The organism is Nonomuraea sp. NPDC003727, assembly GCF_053586935.1.
In genome coordinates, this window is the sequence record NZ_JBSFNE010000003.1 from 228818 (window position 1) to 242281 (window position 13464).

Annotated in this window: 13 protein-coding genes and 1 riboswitch; of the genes, 3 read left to right on the plus strand and 10 right to left on the minus strand. The window is 70.7% G+C overall.

Annotation, left to right across the window (positions count from 1 at the left end; translation table 11 throughout):
- Positions 1-55: 55 nt before the first annotated feature.
- Complete coding sequence (locus ACWDLG_RS09820) at positions 56-775, minus strand: aggregation-promoting factor C-terminal-like domain-containing protein (protein ID WP_354905703.1); 720 nt, start codon at positions 773-775, stop codon at positions 56-58.
- A 254-nt stretch (positions 776-1029) separates the two neighbouring features.
- Here ACWDLG_RS09820 and ACWDLG_RS09825 point away from each other — a divergent pair, with 254 nt between their 5' ends.
- The 3 genes from ACWDLG_RS09825 to ACWDLG_RS09835 are packed head-to-tail and all read left to right on the plus strand — an operon-like array spanning position 1030 to position 3649.
- Positions 1030-1704, plus strand: coding sequence for a response regulator transcription factor (locus ACWDLG_RS09825; protein WP_354905702.1), 675 nt, complete (start codon positions 1030-1032; stop codon positions 1702-1704).
- Complete coding sequence (locus ACWDLG_RS09830; RefSeq protein WP_354905699.1) at positions 1701-3122, plus strand: HAMP domain-containing sensor histidine kinase; 1422 nt, start codon at positions 1701-1703, stop codon at positions 3120-3122. The genes ACWDLG_RS09825 and ACWDLG_RS09830 overlap by 4 nt, the downstream gene beginning before the upstream one ends.
- Positions 3119-3649 carry a hypothetical protein gene (locus ACWDLG_RS09835; protein ID WP_449917949.1) on the plus strand — a complete coding sequence of 177 codons (531 nt, stop codon included), beginning with the start codon at positions 3119-3121 and terminating at the stop codon, positions 3647-3649. Before ACWDLG_RS09830 ends, ACWDLG_RS09835 begins: the two co-directional genes overlap by 4 nt.
- Before the next feature lie 8 nt (positions 3650-3657).
- Here the strand turns inward: ACWDLG_RS09835 and ACWDLG_RS09840 are convergent, their stop codons facing one another.
- The 9 genes from ACWDLG_RS09840 to ACWDLG_RS09880 form a co-directional block, all read right to left on the minus strand.
- Positions 3658-4971 carry a PhoH family protein gene (locus tag ACWDLG_RS09840; protein WP_354905695.1) on the minus strand — a complete coding sequence of 438 codons (1314 nt, stop codon included), beginning with the start codon at positions 4969-4971 and terminating at the stop codon, positions 3658-3660.
- A gap of 234 nt (positions 4972-5205) precedes the next feature.
- On the minus strand, positions 5206-5973 hold the full coding sequence (locus tag ACWDLG_RS09845; protein WP_354905693.1) for an isoprenyl transferase: 768 nt from the start codon (positions 5971-5973) through the stop codon (positions 5206-5208).
- 230 nt (positions 5974-6203) lie between these two features.
- Entirely contained in the window at positions 6204-7118 is a 915-nt protein-coding gene (locus ACWDLG_RS09850) for a D-alanyl-D-alanine carboxypeptidase family protein (protein ID WP_449917952.1), read from the minus strand.
- 12 nt (positions 7119-7130) lie between these two features.
- Positions 7131-7273: riboswitch (cyclic di-AMP (ydaO/yuaA leader) on the minus strand.
- A gap of 142 nt (positions 7274-7415) precedes the next feature.
- Positions 7416-8249 carry an amidohydrolase family protein gene (locus ACWDLG_RS09855; protein ID WP_449917955.1) on the minus strand — a complete coding sequence of 278 codons (834 nt, stop codon included), beginning with the start codon at positions 8247-8249 and terminating at the stop codon, positions 7416-7418.
- 142 nt (positions 8250-8391) lie between these two features.
- Positions 8392-8877, minus strand: a complete 486-nt coding sequence (locus ACWDLG_RS09860; protein WP_449917957.1) for a hypothetical protein — start codon at positions 8875-8877, stop codon at positions 8392-8394.
- An 8-nt stretch (positions 8878-8885) separates the two neighbouring features.
- Positions 8886-9722 carry a DUF692 domain-containing protein gene (locus tag ACWDLG_RS09865; RefSeq protein ID WP_449917960.1) on the minus strand — a complete coding sequence of 279 codons (837 nt, stop codon included), beginning with the start codon at positions 9720-9722 and terminating at the stop codon, positions 8886-8888.
- 4 nt (positions 9723-9726) lie between these two features.
- On the minus strand, positions 9727-10692 hold the full coding sequence (locus ACWDLG_RS09870) for a TIGR04222 domain-containing membrane protein (RefSeq protein ID WP_449917963.1): 966 nt from the start codon (positions 10690-10692) through the stop codon (positions 9727-9729).
- Positions 10693-10867: 175 nt separating this feature from the next.
- A complete protein-coding gene (locus tag ACWDLG_RS09875) occupies positions 10868-12730 on the minus strand; it encodes a phosphoenolpyruvate carboxykinase (GTP) (RefSeq protein WP_449917964.1) in 1863 nt (620 codons plus the stop codon).
- A gap of 191 nt (positions 12731-12921) precedes the next feature.
- Positions 12922-13440: a hypothetical protein gene (locus ACWDLG_RS09880; protein WP_354905677.1), complete on the minus strand. Its 519-nt coding sequence runs from the start codon at positions 13438-13440 to the stop codon at positions 12922-12924.
- Positions 13441-13464: the final 24 nt, after the last annotated feature.

The following is a 13464-nucleotide window of genomic DNA, read 5'->3' on the forward strand; positions in this document are numbered from 1 at the left end:
CAGCGTGAGCCGTCCGGTCAGCCGCGGCGAGCAGGCTTGCCCATCACTGGGAGTGTCAGTACCAGCCCGTTGCCGTGGAATGGCCCCACGCGCCACAGGGTGTGCCGTACCGGCCCTTGATGTAACCCAGACCCCACTTGATCTGGGTGGCGGCATTGGTCTGCCAGTCGGCGCCCGCGCTGGCCATCTTGCTGCCCGGCAGCGACTGCGGGATGCCGTAGGCGCCGGAGTAGCGGTTCATGGCGCGCTCGTTCCAGCCGCTTTCCTTCTGCCAGAGCTTCTCCAGGCAGCCCCACTGGTCGGCGCCGAAACCGAAGCCTGCCAGCATCTCCTTGGCGACGGCCTTGTTGCTGCCCGGCGAGGGGGTGCTGCCGGGCGGGAAGTTGGCCGCGGGAATGCCGTTGCCGCCGGGGCCCTGCTCGGCCACCTCGATCGGGTTGAGCTTGGGCTTGCCCTTGCGGCTGGCGGCGAGCTGGTCCTTGCGCATGGCGCTGACCGCCGCCTCCTTGAGGACGTCGGCGCTGGGGTCGGGGGCGAAGGGGTCGCCGCCGAGCAGGCCGTTCAGCTCCGGCAGGGAGAGCGGGGCCTGCGGCGGGGCCGTGGCGTTCTGGTAGGCGGTGTAGGCGGTGTAACCGCCGCCGCCGAGAACGACGACGAGTGTGAGCCCGATGATCACAGCGCGCTTGGCCGACTGCTTGGGGGAACGTGGCGGGCGGCGGCGACCGCGGGGCACCTCGGGCGCGGGGTGCTCGCTCAACTGCGGACCTGGGTTCACGACCTATGAGCTTGCCCTGACTTGGGGGGTGCTGCGCAACCCGAACGTGGCATTCGGTTGGAGTTCCCTTGACCAACCAGGACTTTTCGGATCATGTGATTTTCGTCACACGGAGGAGGGTCCGCCCCTCGCACCCCCGTGCCGAGGGGAGGTCCCCCCTCAGGCTGCCTGGTGTTCTTTGTAGTCTTGTGCGTGGCGTGTCACAGTTTCGTGACACGGAACGCATCTCCCCAAGTCGGAAGAATAATGTGCGCGTGGCAGGAATCCTCCTCGTCGAAGACGACCCCTCCGTTCGGACCGCGCTCGAGCTGGCACTGACCCGCCAAGGTCATTCCGTCACCTCCTACGCGACCGGCGAGGAGGCACTCGACCACGTCAGGTCGCGCCGGCCCGAGATCGCCATCCTCGACGTCATGCTCCCCGGCATCGACGGCGTCGAGGTGTGCCGGCGTATCCGCAAGCTCGACCAGTTGCCCGTCATCATTCTCACAGCCAGGGGCGACGACCTCGACGTGGTCGTCGGCCTGGAGGCGGGCGCCGACGACTACGTGGTCAAGCCGGTCGAGCCGCGCGTGCTCGACGCGCGCATCAGGGCGATCCTGCGCAGGGCCGAGTCGGCCACCTCCGACCGCATCACCTTCGGCGACCTGGTCGTCGACAGGGGCGCGCTCAAGGTCAGCCTGGCGGGCAAGGAGATCCACCTCACGCCCACCGAGCTGCGGCTGCTGCTGGAGCTGGTCCGCCACCCCGGCCAGGTGCTCAACCGGCGCTACCTGCTGCGCGCGGTCTGGGACCACACCCACGTAGCCGACTCCCGCCTGGTCGACGCCTGCGTCCAGCGGGTGCGCGCGAAGATCGAGCCCAGGCCCGCCGAGCCGACGTTCATCCACACCGTGCGGGGATTCGGCTACCGGTTCAGCCCGCCGTGATCGCGTTTCTCACCGGCCTGCGCGGCCGGCTCGTCATCACCTTCACCCTCGTCGCCGTCGCCGCCTCCGCCCTGGTCGCGGGCATCGGCTTCGGGCTGGCCAAGGGCGCGCTGATCGAGAGGACCACCAGGAACGCCGTCGACGACCTCACCAAGGACCTGCGGCGCATCGACTTCGCCGTCGGCGAGCTGCGCCCCGGCGAGGTGCCGCCGAGCGGCGAGGAGCTGAACAACCTCGCCAACGCCCTGTCCGGGCCCGACCGCCACGCGCTCCTGGAGTACCAGGGCCTCTACTACCGCGACGAGACGGGCGCGTTCGGCCCCGACGACGTGTCGGGAGAGCTGCGCGGCCAGGCGCTGCGCAAGCTGGTCAGCCAGCGCAGGATCATCGACGGCGAGCTCTGGCTCGTCCTCGGCACGCAGGTCTACCGCGCCGGGACCGACGACGTCCCCAGGCCGACCGGGCTGCTGGTCTACGAGTACGTGTCGCTGGCCGAGGAGGAGCGGACGCTGTCCAACCTCAGGGACGCCTTCGCCCAGGCCGGCGCCATCACCCTGCTGATCGCGCTGACCGTGGCCCTGGTGTCCGCCAGGCACGTGCTGCTTCCCGTGGGGAGGCTCAGCGCGGCCGCCCAGGCGCTCGGCCGCGGCCGGCTGGACACGCGGCTGCCGGTCCGGGGCAAGGACGAGCTGTCGGAGCTGACGGCGCACTTCAACGACGCCGCCGCGGCGCTGGAGCTGAGCGTCTCGGAGCTGCGCGCGTTGGAGGCCATGTCACGCAGGTTCGTCGCCGACGTCTCCCACGAGCTGCGCACCCCGCTCACCGCGATGACCGCGGTGGCCGACATGCTCGCGGAGGAGGCCGACCGCCTGCCCGAACAGCCCGCGAAGGCCGTCAGGCTGGTGCTGTCGGAGATGGAGCGGCTGAGGGAGCTGGTGGAGCACCTCATCGAGGTCAGCAGGTTCGACGCGGGAACGGCCACGCTGGCGCTGGAGTCCGTCGACGTCGCCGACGCCATCAGCGACAGCCTGGAGGTGCGCGGCTGGAGCGAGCGGGTCAGCGTGCAGGCGCCCACCGGAGCCGTCGTCAACCTCGACCCCCGCAGGTTCGACGTCATCGTCGCCAACCTGGTGGGCAACGCCCTCAAACACGGTGGCCCGCCGGTGCTGGTCACCGCCCGCAGCACCATGAACGGGCTGGAGGTGAAGGTGCGCGACCACGGCGACGGCATCCCCGCCGAGGCCATCCCGCACGTCTTCGACCGCTTCTTCAAGGCGGGCACGGGGCGCGTCCGCAGCCAGGGCAGCGGGCTCGGCCTGTCCATCGCGCGGGCCAACGCCCAGTTGCACGGCGGCACGATCTCGGTGCGCGCGCAGCGCCCCGGCACCCTCTTCACGGTCTGGCTGCCGCACGCATGAGACGCGCCTGGATCCTGCTGGTTCTGCTGACGCTCACCGGGTGCGGCATCACGCCCACCCCGGTCACCGTCCTCACCTCGGCGCCCGTGATCAGCACCGAGCCGATCTGGGCCAAGGTCTACCTCATCAAGAAGGGCCGCCTGGCGCTGCAGGAGGTCAGGGTCGCCAGCAAGACCCCCGAAGACCTGATGCGCACGCTCATGGACCTCGCCAACCATCCCGTCGAGTCCGGCCAGGACACCGACCTGTACGGCATGCGCTACCAGGCCGTGGACGCCGAGCCCATCGGCCAGCGGACCCAGCGCATGGACCCGGACAACAAGAGCCTCGTCCTGTACGTCACCCTCACCGGCGAGCGGGAGCTGAGCCGGGCGGCGCTCGCCCAGATCGTCTGCACCGCGCGGCTGCGCCCCGAGATCGCCAAGGTGCAGGTCAACATCACCAGGACCGTGTCGGCCTCGTCGACGACGGGAAGGCGCACCTGCGCGGAGTTCCACGACCTGACCCCCGCGGGTGCGCCCTCCTGATCACCGCTCTACAGGGTGATGTCCTCCAGCATCTCGGTCACCAGCGCCGCGATCGGCGAGCGCTCGGACCTGGTCAGCGTGATGTGGGCGAACAGCGGATGGCCCTTGAGCTTCTCCACCACCGCCACCACGCCGTCGTGCCGGCCGACCCTGAGGTTGTCGCGCTGGGCGATGTCGTGGGTCAGCACGACGCGGGAGTTGGCGCCGATCCTGCTCAGCACCGTCAACAGCACCCCGCGCTCCAGCGACTGCGCCTCGTCCACGATCACGAAGGCGTCGTGGAGCGAGCGGCCGCGGATATGGGTGAGCGGCAGGACCTCCAGCATGCCCCTGTCGAGGACCTCCTCGATCACCTCGGGCGTGGTCACCGCGCTCAGCGTGTCGTAGACGGCCTGCGCCCACGGGCCCATCTTCTCGCCCTCGCTGCCCGGCAGGTAGCCGAGCTCCTGGCCGCCGACCGCGTAGAGCGGGCGGAAGACCACGACCTTGCGGTGCTGGCGGCGCTCCAGGACGGCCTCCAGGCCGGCGCAGAGCGCCAGGGCCGACTTGCCGGTGCCCGCCCTGCCGCCGAGGGACACGATGCCCACCTCGGGGTCCATGAGCAGGTCGAGGGCGATGCGCTGCTCGGCCGAGCGGCCGTGCAGGCCGAAGGCCTCCCGGTCGCCGCGGACCAGCCGTACGGACTTGTCGGGCAGCACCCTGCCGAGCGCGGAGCCCCTGGCCGACAGCAGCCGCAGGCCGGTGTGGGTGGGCAGCTCGCGCGCCTCCTCCAGGTCGGCGGAGCCGTGCTCGAACAGCGTCTCCACGTGGTCGGTGGTGACCTGGACCTCGGCCATGCCGGTCCAGCCCGACTCGATGACCAGCTCGGCGCGGTACTCCTCGGCCGACAGGCCGATGGAGGCGGCCTTCACCCGCAGCGGCAGGTCCTTGGACACCAGCACGACGTCCTTGCCCTCGGCGGCGAGCGTGCGCGCCACGGTGAGGATGCGGGTGTCGTTGTCGCCCAGCCTGAACCCGACCGGCAGGATCGAGGGGTCGCTGTGGTTCAGCTCGACCCTGATCGTGCCCTCGCCTGTCGGCATCGGCTCGTCGAGCCTGCCGTGCTGCACCCGCAGGTCGTCGAGGTAGCGCAGTGCCTTGCGTGCGAAGTAGCCGAGCTCGGGATGGTGCCGCTTGGCCTCCAGCTCCGTGATCACGACGATCGGAAGGACGATCTCATGCTCGGCGAAGCGGGTCATCGCCGCCGGGTCGGCGAGCAGGACCGAGGTGTCCAGCACGTAGGTGCGCTTGGTGGTGGAGTTGTTGCTCGAGGACACTGCCACACGTTCTCCCCCGGGCGCCCGTGGAAGGGGCGCCCTGCAGACGAGGCGGGAATTCGGACCGGGCCCGCGCCCCGCGTGGGGCGCCGGGTACCGGCCCCCCTCGGCAGGTCAGTGCGCAAAGGCGGGCCCTCTCCGGAGTGACCGGCCTGTGGTCGGCCACTTCCAACGTTAGGTCCTGGATACCCGCCGCCGAAGCGGCCAAGCGTCTGTTCACGTGCTGTTCGTGAACATGTCTCAGGAGCCGTAACGCCGGTGTCTCGCGGCGTAGTCGCGCAGCGCCCGCAGGAAGTCGACCCTGCGGAAGTCAGGCCAGTAGGCCTCGCAGAAGTAGAACTCGGAGTGGGCGCTCTGCCAGAGCAGGAAGCCTGACAGTCGTTGCTCGCCCGACGTCCTGATGAGGAGGTCGGGATCGGGCTGACCGCGAGTGTAGAGATGCTCCGCGATGTGCTCCACATCGAGGACCTCGACCAGGTCCTCGATGCTCGCCCCCCTACTTGCGTGCTCCTGGAGGAGTGAGCGCACCGCATCGGCAATCTCACGTCTTCCTCCATACCCAACCGCAACGTTCACAATCAGCCCGGGACGGTGCGATGTGGTTTCTTTCGCGGTTTTCAGGACATTCGCCGTCTGGTCGGGGAGGAGGTCGAGCGCGCCGACGGGGATGATGCGCCAGCCCTCGGCCACGAGCTCCTGGGTGACGTCCTCGATGATCCTCAGGAGCGGCTCCAGCTCCTCCTTCGGCCGGTTGAGGTTGTCGCTGGACAGCATCCAGACCGTGACGACCTCCACGCCCGCCTCACGGCACCAGGTGAGCAGCTCCGAGATCTTGTCGGCGCCCTTCCTGTGTCCCTTGCTGACGTCGCGCATGCCCATCGCGCGCGCCCAACGGCGGTTGCCGTCGATGATGACCCCGACATGGCGGGGGAAGTCGCCGCTGTCGGCGGACAGCTTGGCCTCCAACCGGCGCTCGTACAGCCGGTAGACCAGATCGCGCAGGCCCACGGAGTTCCTCCCCAGCGGTGCTGTGCCTTAGTGGTCGACTCACGACCTAACAGGCAATTATCACCGCCTTTCGAGACTGCTGGCCCCCTTAGGCGGATTCCTGGCGAGCTGTCGGCGATCCGGTGCCGCCTCCAGCGCCACGGTGGAACCGTCCGGCCCGCTCGCCACATCCGTCGCCGCGGGCGGTGGTCGGACGCGGCGGGACCATGGGGGCGCGTGCGCCCCGCCGGTCAGAGCCTGCCGCTGGTCGCCGCCCAGTCGACAAGCGCCTCGGCGGTGTCGAAGCGGCGGCTGGAGCTGGACTCTCCCAGGATCACGCCGACCAGCCGATGGCCGTCACGCTCGGCCGCGAAGGCGAGGGTGTAGCCCGCGGCGCGCGTGAAGCCGGTCTTCAGGCCGACGGCGCCCGGCGTGCCGAGGAGGCGGTTGGTGTTGCGCCAGGAGTAGGCGCCGTGCTCCGCCGTCTCGGGGAGCGAGCGGTACCGGGTGGAGCCGACCTTCTTGATCGTCTTGTTGTCCAGCGCGGCCTGGGCGAGCCGTACCTGGTCGCGCGCGGTGGAGTAGCCGCCGCCCTTGGCGGGCATCCCGTCGGGGTTGACGTACAGCGAGTCCTTCATCCCGAGCGCGCGGGCGTTGGCGTTCATCTTCGCCGTGAAGGCGTCGACACCGGGCCCGTACGAGCGGGCCAGCGCGTGGGCGGCGTCCGCGCCGGAGGGCAGCATCAGGGCGTAGAGCATCTCCTCCACGGTGAGCCGGTCGCCGGCGCGCAGGTACGCCACGGAGGCGCCGCCCTTCGAGGCGTAGCGCACGTCAGCGGAGGTGACCTTGACCACGTCCGTGGGCTTGGCCTCCTTCAGCACGGTGTAGGCGGTCATCACCTTGGTGATGCTGGCCACCGGCATGCGCCGATCGGCCTTCTTGCTGAAGTAGACCTTGCCGGTCCTGGCGTCGATCAGGTGGGCGGCCCGGCCGAGCACCGCCGGGGCGTCCGCGGCGGCGGCCGGAGCGTGGGTCCGGGAGACCGGCGACACGACGCCGGGCTGGGGGGCGGCCTGCGCACCGGTGGCGACCGCGGTCACGGAGCCAGCGGTGATGACGGCGCCGAGCAGCGCGCGTCCCAGCCGGTAGGTGAGATGCGTGGGCATGAAGGGTCTGCTCCTTGGCTTCCATGCCGCCTACCGGGTTAGCTGACGGGTTCGGGCTGGGAAGTGCCCTACGGGCGCCGCTGAGCGGGCGCTCGATTCACCCCAAGGGAAGTGGGTCCCCGGCTCCGTGGATACGGATTCGGCGGCCGCGCGTCCGGCGGACTGGCCTGAGATGACGCGCGGTCCGGGCAATGAAACGGCAACGAACATGTCACAGCTCGTTGCACAACGGCCCAAAAGTAGCAAAATAGCATAAACCACGCAAATAGCCGCGAACCTCCGGCCTGCGACGGGCCGCTACATCGCGCTCAAGCCGTAGAAACGGGCGGCGTTCCCGCCGAGCACCTTGTCGCGGTCGATCCCCCCGAGAAGCGCCCCGTACACCGTGAAGACCGTCCGGTAGTCGGCCGCCAGCAGCGAGACGGGCCAGTCGCTGCCGAACATCAGCCGGTCCGGCCCGAACACCTCGACCGCGTGCTCCACGTAGGGCCGCAGGTCCGCCACGGTCCAGCGGGCGTGGTCGGCCTCGGTGACCAGGCCCGACACCTTGGCGTACACGGTGGGGCAGGCGGCGGCGGCGCGCAGCAGCGACGCCCACGGCTCCAGCTCACCGGCGGCGATCCTGGGCTTGGACAGGTGGTCGATGACGAGGTTGAGCGTGGGGTGCCGCTCGGCGATCGTGACGACGTGCTCCAGATGCCGGGGCAGCAGCGAGACCACGTCGAACGGCACGCCCGCCTCGGCCAGCAGTCCGAGCCCGTCGAGCACCGCTTCCCCGATCAGCCAGTCGGGATCGGGCTCGGTGTGGATGAGGTGCCGGACGCCGACGAACTTCGGATGTCTGGTGTAGCGCTCGAGCGCTCGGGCGGCTTCCTCCGGGCGGTCGAGGGGCACCCATCCGACGACCCCGGCGATGAAGTCGTGGGCGTCGGCGTGGGCCAGCATGGCGTCGGTCTCCCAGAAGGAGTCGTCGGCCTGGACCACGACCGTCCGGTCGACGCCCGCGGCGGCCAGCTCGGGCGCCAGGTCCGCGGGGCCGAAGGTGCGGTGGATCGCCGGCAGGTCGGGAGTGGGCCAGGAGTAGGCGCCGGTCTCCAGGTTCCAGAAGTGCTGGTGGGCGTCGACTATCACGCGGCAAACATAGGATGTCTGGCCGACCTCGGCAAGAGCTCCCCGGGACTCACCGCGGCCCCAGGAAGAACGGCAGGACCGAGGCTCGGGCCGCTGCGAGGCGAAGGGTGGCCGACCCGCACTGTGGGGGGTGTCCCCCGGTTCAGCGGCGGCGCCAGGGGAACGGCAGGCGCCCGCGGCGGCGCGGTGGCGGGTCGTGGAGGATCCCTCGGGCGCGCAGCCAGTCGGCGAAGTCGTCGGCGTCGGCACGGTAGCGGGCCGGGGGCTCGGTACGGGCGGCGGCGTAGGCGGCGAACTCGGCCACCAGCGCGGCCCCCGCTGCCGCGGCGGCGTCGGGGCGCAGCCTCGCCACGATGCCGCGCCGCTTGGCGAGCAGGCTGCGCGCCTGGACGGCCAGCCGTACCTGGTCGAATCCGGCGGGCGGGGCGCCACCCGCGACCAGCGCCGCGACCACGCTCGCCTGCGCCTCCCCCAGCCGCGCCCTGACGTCCTCCAGCGACCGCTCGGGCCCCGCGGCACCCCGCGACAGCTCCCCCGACACTCCCGACACCTCCGTCACCTCCTCCGGCCCGGCCTCCCTCAGCGCCTGCGACCCGCTCCCCGCCTGCACGCTGCCGTGACCCTCCATGCCCGGTCCTACGAGGTCGCCAGGCGGCGGGCGCCCGCGGCCATGGCCGTGCGGATGCGGTCGAGCTCGCCGGCCAGCGCGGCGTCGCTCGGGTAGTGGTCGTCCCACTCCAGCAGGACGCCCGGCGGCGCCACCCGGGCGCACAGCTCCTCCAGCACCTCCAGCACCTGCTCAGGGACCGCCTGCGCGTGCGTGTCGTGCCAGACGCCGTCGTGCAGGTGCCCGCCGGCCACGTGCACGTAGGCCAGCGCGGCCAGCGGCAGCGTGTCCAGCGCCGCGACCACGGACAGGCCGAGGTTGACCTGGTTGGTGTAGAGGTTCGCGACGTCGACCAGCAGCCCGACCCCGGTGCGCGCCACCAGCTCGCCGAGGAACTCGGCCTCGGTCAGCTCGTCCTCCGGCCAGCCGAAGATGGCCGCCACGTTCTCCAGCGCCAGCGGGACGGGCAGCGCGTCCTGGGCGCGTCTGATGTTGTCGGCGACGACCACGAGCGTCTCGCGGGTGCGCGGGACCGGCAGCAGGTGCCCGGCCTCCATCCCGCCCCCGCGCACGAACGCCAGGTGCTCGCTCACCAGCGGCGCGTCGAGCGCCTGCGCGCAGGCCGCCAGGTGGGCCAGGCGCGCGGGGTCCGGCGGGGTGGCGTCGCCGAGGCCGAGGCCGACGCCGTGCGGGACCACGGGGACGCCTCTTTCCCTCAGGACGCGCAGCGACTCGGGCAGCGCGGCCGGCCTGATGTTCTCCGCGACGATCTCGACGAAGTCGACGTCGGGCAGGCGCTCCACCGTCAGGTCGATCTCCGGCCGCCAGCCGATGCCCACGCCGAGCCGGCCGTCCATCGGGCGCATCCCGTCACCCGCCGCCGCAGCCGCCACCGCACCCGCCGCCGCAACCGGACCCGCCACTACAACTGGAGCCGCCACAGCTGGAGCCGCCGCCGTCGGAGGAGGAGCCGAAGTCGCCGCCGCCGTGGAGGGTGTCGGAGCCCGACCCGCCGCCGCAGGACCCCGAGGCGCAGCTCGATGACGAGACGGCCTTGTGCTTCTCGTCCAGTTCGTCCCTGAGGGTCGCGTCGTCGAGCTCGCTCAGGCCGTACAGGGCGACGGGCACGCCGATGGCGAAGGCGAGGTCGGGGGCGGCCGCCCCGCGCACGTGCCGCTGCTCGGCACGGAGCAGCTCCGCCTGCCCGGCACGGCTGAGGATGTTGGTGAGGGCGCGTCGCTGCCGCCGGGCGACGATCCGGCCGGCCAGCCAGACGATCGCGCAGATGAGCACCGTCGCCACCGAGAGCGGCTCGACGGGCACGGCGCCGGCGACGAGCATGACCGCCGTGAAGATCCCGAGTATGGCCGCGAGGCCCGACAAGCCGCTCACGCGGGTCAGATGGGTACGGACCGGCACCAGCGAACCGTCGGGCACGAGCAGGCCGGCCCCCATGAGGTGGTGTCGCAGGTCGTCCATGGCGGGGCCGGTGCCGACCTCGTGGCGCAGCGCGTGCACCGGCATGCCGCCGGGCAGCACGGCCACGGCGGCGAGCACGGCCCGCTCGACGGGATCGGCCGAGTCGGCTCCCGCCACGGGGTGCACCAGGCCGCCGCGGGAGACGCGCAGCGCGCCCGCCCTGGCCAGGAGGGCGATCGCGGTGTTGACGACCCGCAGGGGGCCGCCGGCGAGGTAGGCGAGCTCGTAATGGCCCAGATCGCCGCCGGCGTGCGCCGCCACCTCCCGGACCCTGGCGTGCTCCCGCAGGAGCGAGGACGTGGTCTTCGCGACCGCGACGGCCAGCAGTAACGCGAGAAAGAACAGAACGAATGCCATGTACTGCCCCCTGAGGGAAGGACGACGCCCGTGTGCTTATGAGACGCGTGGCGTCCCCTCAAAAGTTTCCCTCAGTTCGGGCACGCGCAGGAAGAGCGCAGGCATATGCCGCGTGGCACGCGGAGGAACCGTCCACCGCCATGCCGGGCCGTCCCCGCCCGGCATGGCCTCGACATCACAGCCGGTCGAGGAGCGCCTCGTACTCGGCCCACAGCTCCTTGGGCAGGTGGTCGCCGAACTTCTCGAAGTGCGCGGGGATCAGTGCCGCCTCCTGGCGCCACACCTCACGGTCGACGGTGAGCAGCGTGCGCAGGTCCTCCTCCGACAGGTCGAGCCCCTCGGTGTCGAGCTCCCTCGGCAGCAGCCCGATCGGCGTCGGTACGGCCTCGGCCTCGCCGTTCAGCCGCTCGACGATCCACTTCAGCACGCGACTGTTCTCGCCGAAGCCCGGCCAGATGAAGCGGCCGGCGTCGTCCTTGCGGAACCAGTTCACGTAGTAGATGCGGGGCAGCCGCGCGTCCTCGCGGCGGCCGACGGACAGCCAGTGGCCGAAGTAGTCGCCCATGTTGTAGCCGCAGAACGGCAGCATCGCGAACGGGTCGTAGCGCAGCTCGCCGACCTTGCCCTCGGCGGCGGCGGTCTTCTCGGAGGCGACGTTGGCTCCGAGGAAGACGCCGTGCTGCCAGCTCAGCGACTCGGTGACCAGCGGCACCGCGGTGGCGCGGCGGCCGCCGAACAGGATCGCCGAGATGGGCACGCCCTTGGGGTCCTGCCATTCGGGGGCGATGGTCGGCGCCTGGGACGCCGGGGTGGTGAAGCGGGCGTTCGGGTGGGCGGCCGGCTCCTCGGAGTCGGGCGTCCACGAGCGGCCCTTCCAGTCGGTGAGGTGCGCCGGCGGCTCGTCGGTCAGCCCCTCCCACCACACGTCGCCGTCGTCGGTGAGCGCGACGTTGGTGAAGATGCTGTTGCCCCACAGCGTCTTCACGGCGTTGGCGTTGGTGGTCTCGCCGGTGCCGGGCGCCACGCCGAAGAAGCCGGCCTCCGGGTTGATGGCGTACAGCCTGCCGTCCTCGCCGAAGCGCATCCAGGCGATGTCGTCGCCGATCGTCTCGACCTTCCACCCGGGAACGGTCGGCTGGAGCATGGCGAGGTTGGTCTTGCCGCAGGCGCTCGGGAAGGCGGCGGCGATGTAGCGGGTCTCGCCCGTGGGCGGGGTCAGCTTGAGGATGAGCATGTGCTCGGCCAGCCAGCCCTCGTCGCGGGCCATCACGCTGGCGATGCGCAGCGCGTAGCACTTCTTGCCGAGCAGCGCGTTGCCGCCGTAGCCGGAGCCGTACGACCAGATCTCGCGGGTCTCGGGGAAGTGGCTGATGTACTTGGTCGAGTTGCACGGCCACGGCACGTCCTGCTGCCCCTCGGCCAGGGGCGCGCCGACGGAGTGGACGGCCTTGACGAAGTCGCCGTGCTCATGGTCGCGCTTGCTGCGGCCTTCGTTGGCTCCTTCGTCGCTCTCTTCGGCCTTTCGCGCCGCTCCACGCTGCTCGATCAGGCGCAGCGCCTCAGCGCCCATCCGCGTCATGATCCGCATGGACACCGCCACGTACGGCGAGTCGGTGATCTCCACGCCGAGCTGGGAGATCTCCCCGCCCAGCGGTCCCATGCAGAACGGCACGACGTACATCGTCCGCCCGCGCATGCAGCCCTTGAACAGCTCACCGAAGGTCGCGCGCATCTCGGCGGGCGCGATCCAGTTGTTCGTCGGGCCCGCGTCCTCCTCGCGCTCGGAGCAGATGTAGGTGCGGTCCTCGACCCGGGCGACGTCGCTCGGGTCGGACTTGGCGTAGAAGCTGTTGGGCCTCTTGGCGAGGCGGGTGAAGGTCCCCTGGTCGACGAGCAGGTTCGTCAGGCGCGTCCACTCGGCCTCGGACCCGTCGCACCACTCGATCCTGGCGGGCTGGGTCAGGGCGGCGATCTCGTTCACCCAGTCGGCCAATTTCTGGTTGGACGTCGGGCTGGGTACTTCAACGGAAAGGGACACGGCAGCGGCTCCTCCACTCTTATCTGGGCCACGTCATCATTAACGACTAATGCCGACAAAGGCGAATTGGCGTAGACCTTTGCGCAGGCAGCGGCCTTGATGGAGAGGGAACCTACCCACCGAGAAGAGATTTAAAGAAAGTTAATTGGTCCAGACCAAGAGGAAAGGTCTAAACCAATCAGGAGATTGGTTCAGTCCATTCCGGAAGGGCCAGCTGCGCGAATACGGTCGACATGCTGCAGCGCGTCGCGCAACTCGGTCAGCCAGGTGTCGGTGTGCTTGCCGACCAGCCGTACGCACCAGGCGAGCGCGTCGCTGCGACTGCGGGCCACGCCGGCGGCGACCAGGGTGTCGAGGACCTGCCGCTCGGACTGCCGCAGCCTGGTCATCACGGGCACGGACAGTGTGGTGAACATCACCGTCTCGTCGCCGCAGGTCACCCCCCACGAGACCTTGCGGCGGAACTTCCGCTCGGCCTCCGTGGCGATCTCGATGCGGCGCTCTCGGGTCTCTTCCCTGAAGCGCCGGACGAGGCCGTCGATCGTGGCGGCCTTCTCGGCGTCGGAGCCGGCCTCGGGCTCAGGGAGGGTCCCGATGACGGCGATCTCCTCGCGGTCGAGGACGATGGTCACGGGGCCGGTGAACCAGGTCTCGGGCAGCCGGCCCGTGAACCACGCCCGCAGCGTGCTGGTTGCTTCGTCAGTATCCATGTAATGAGAATTACACAATTGCCG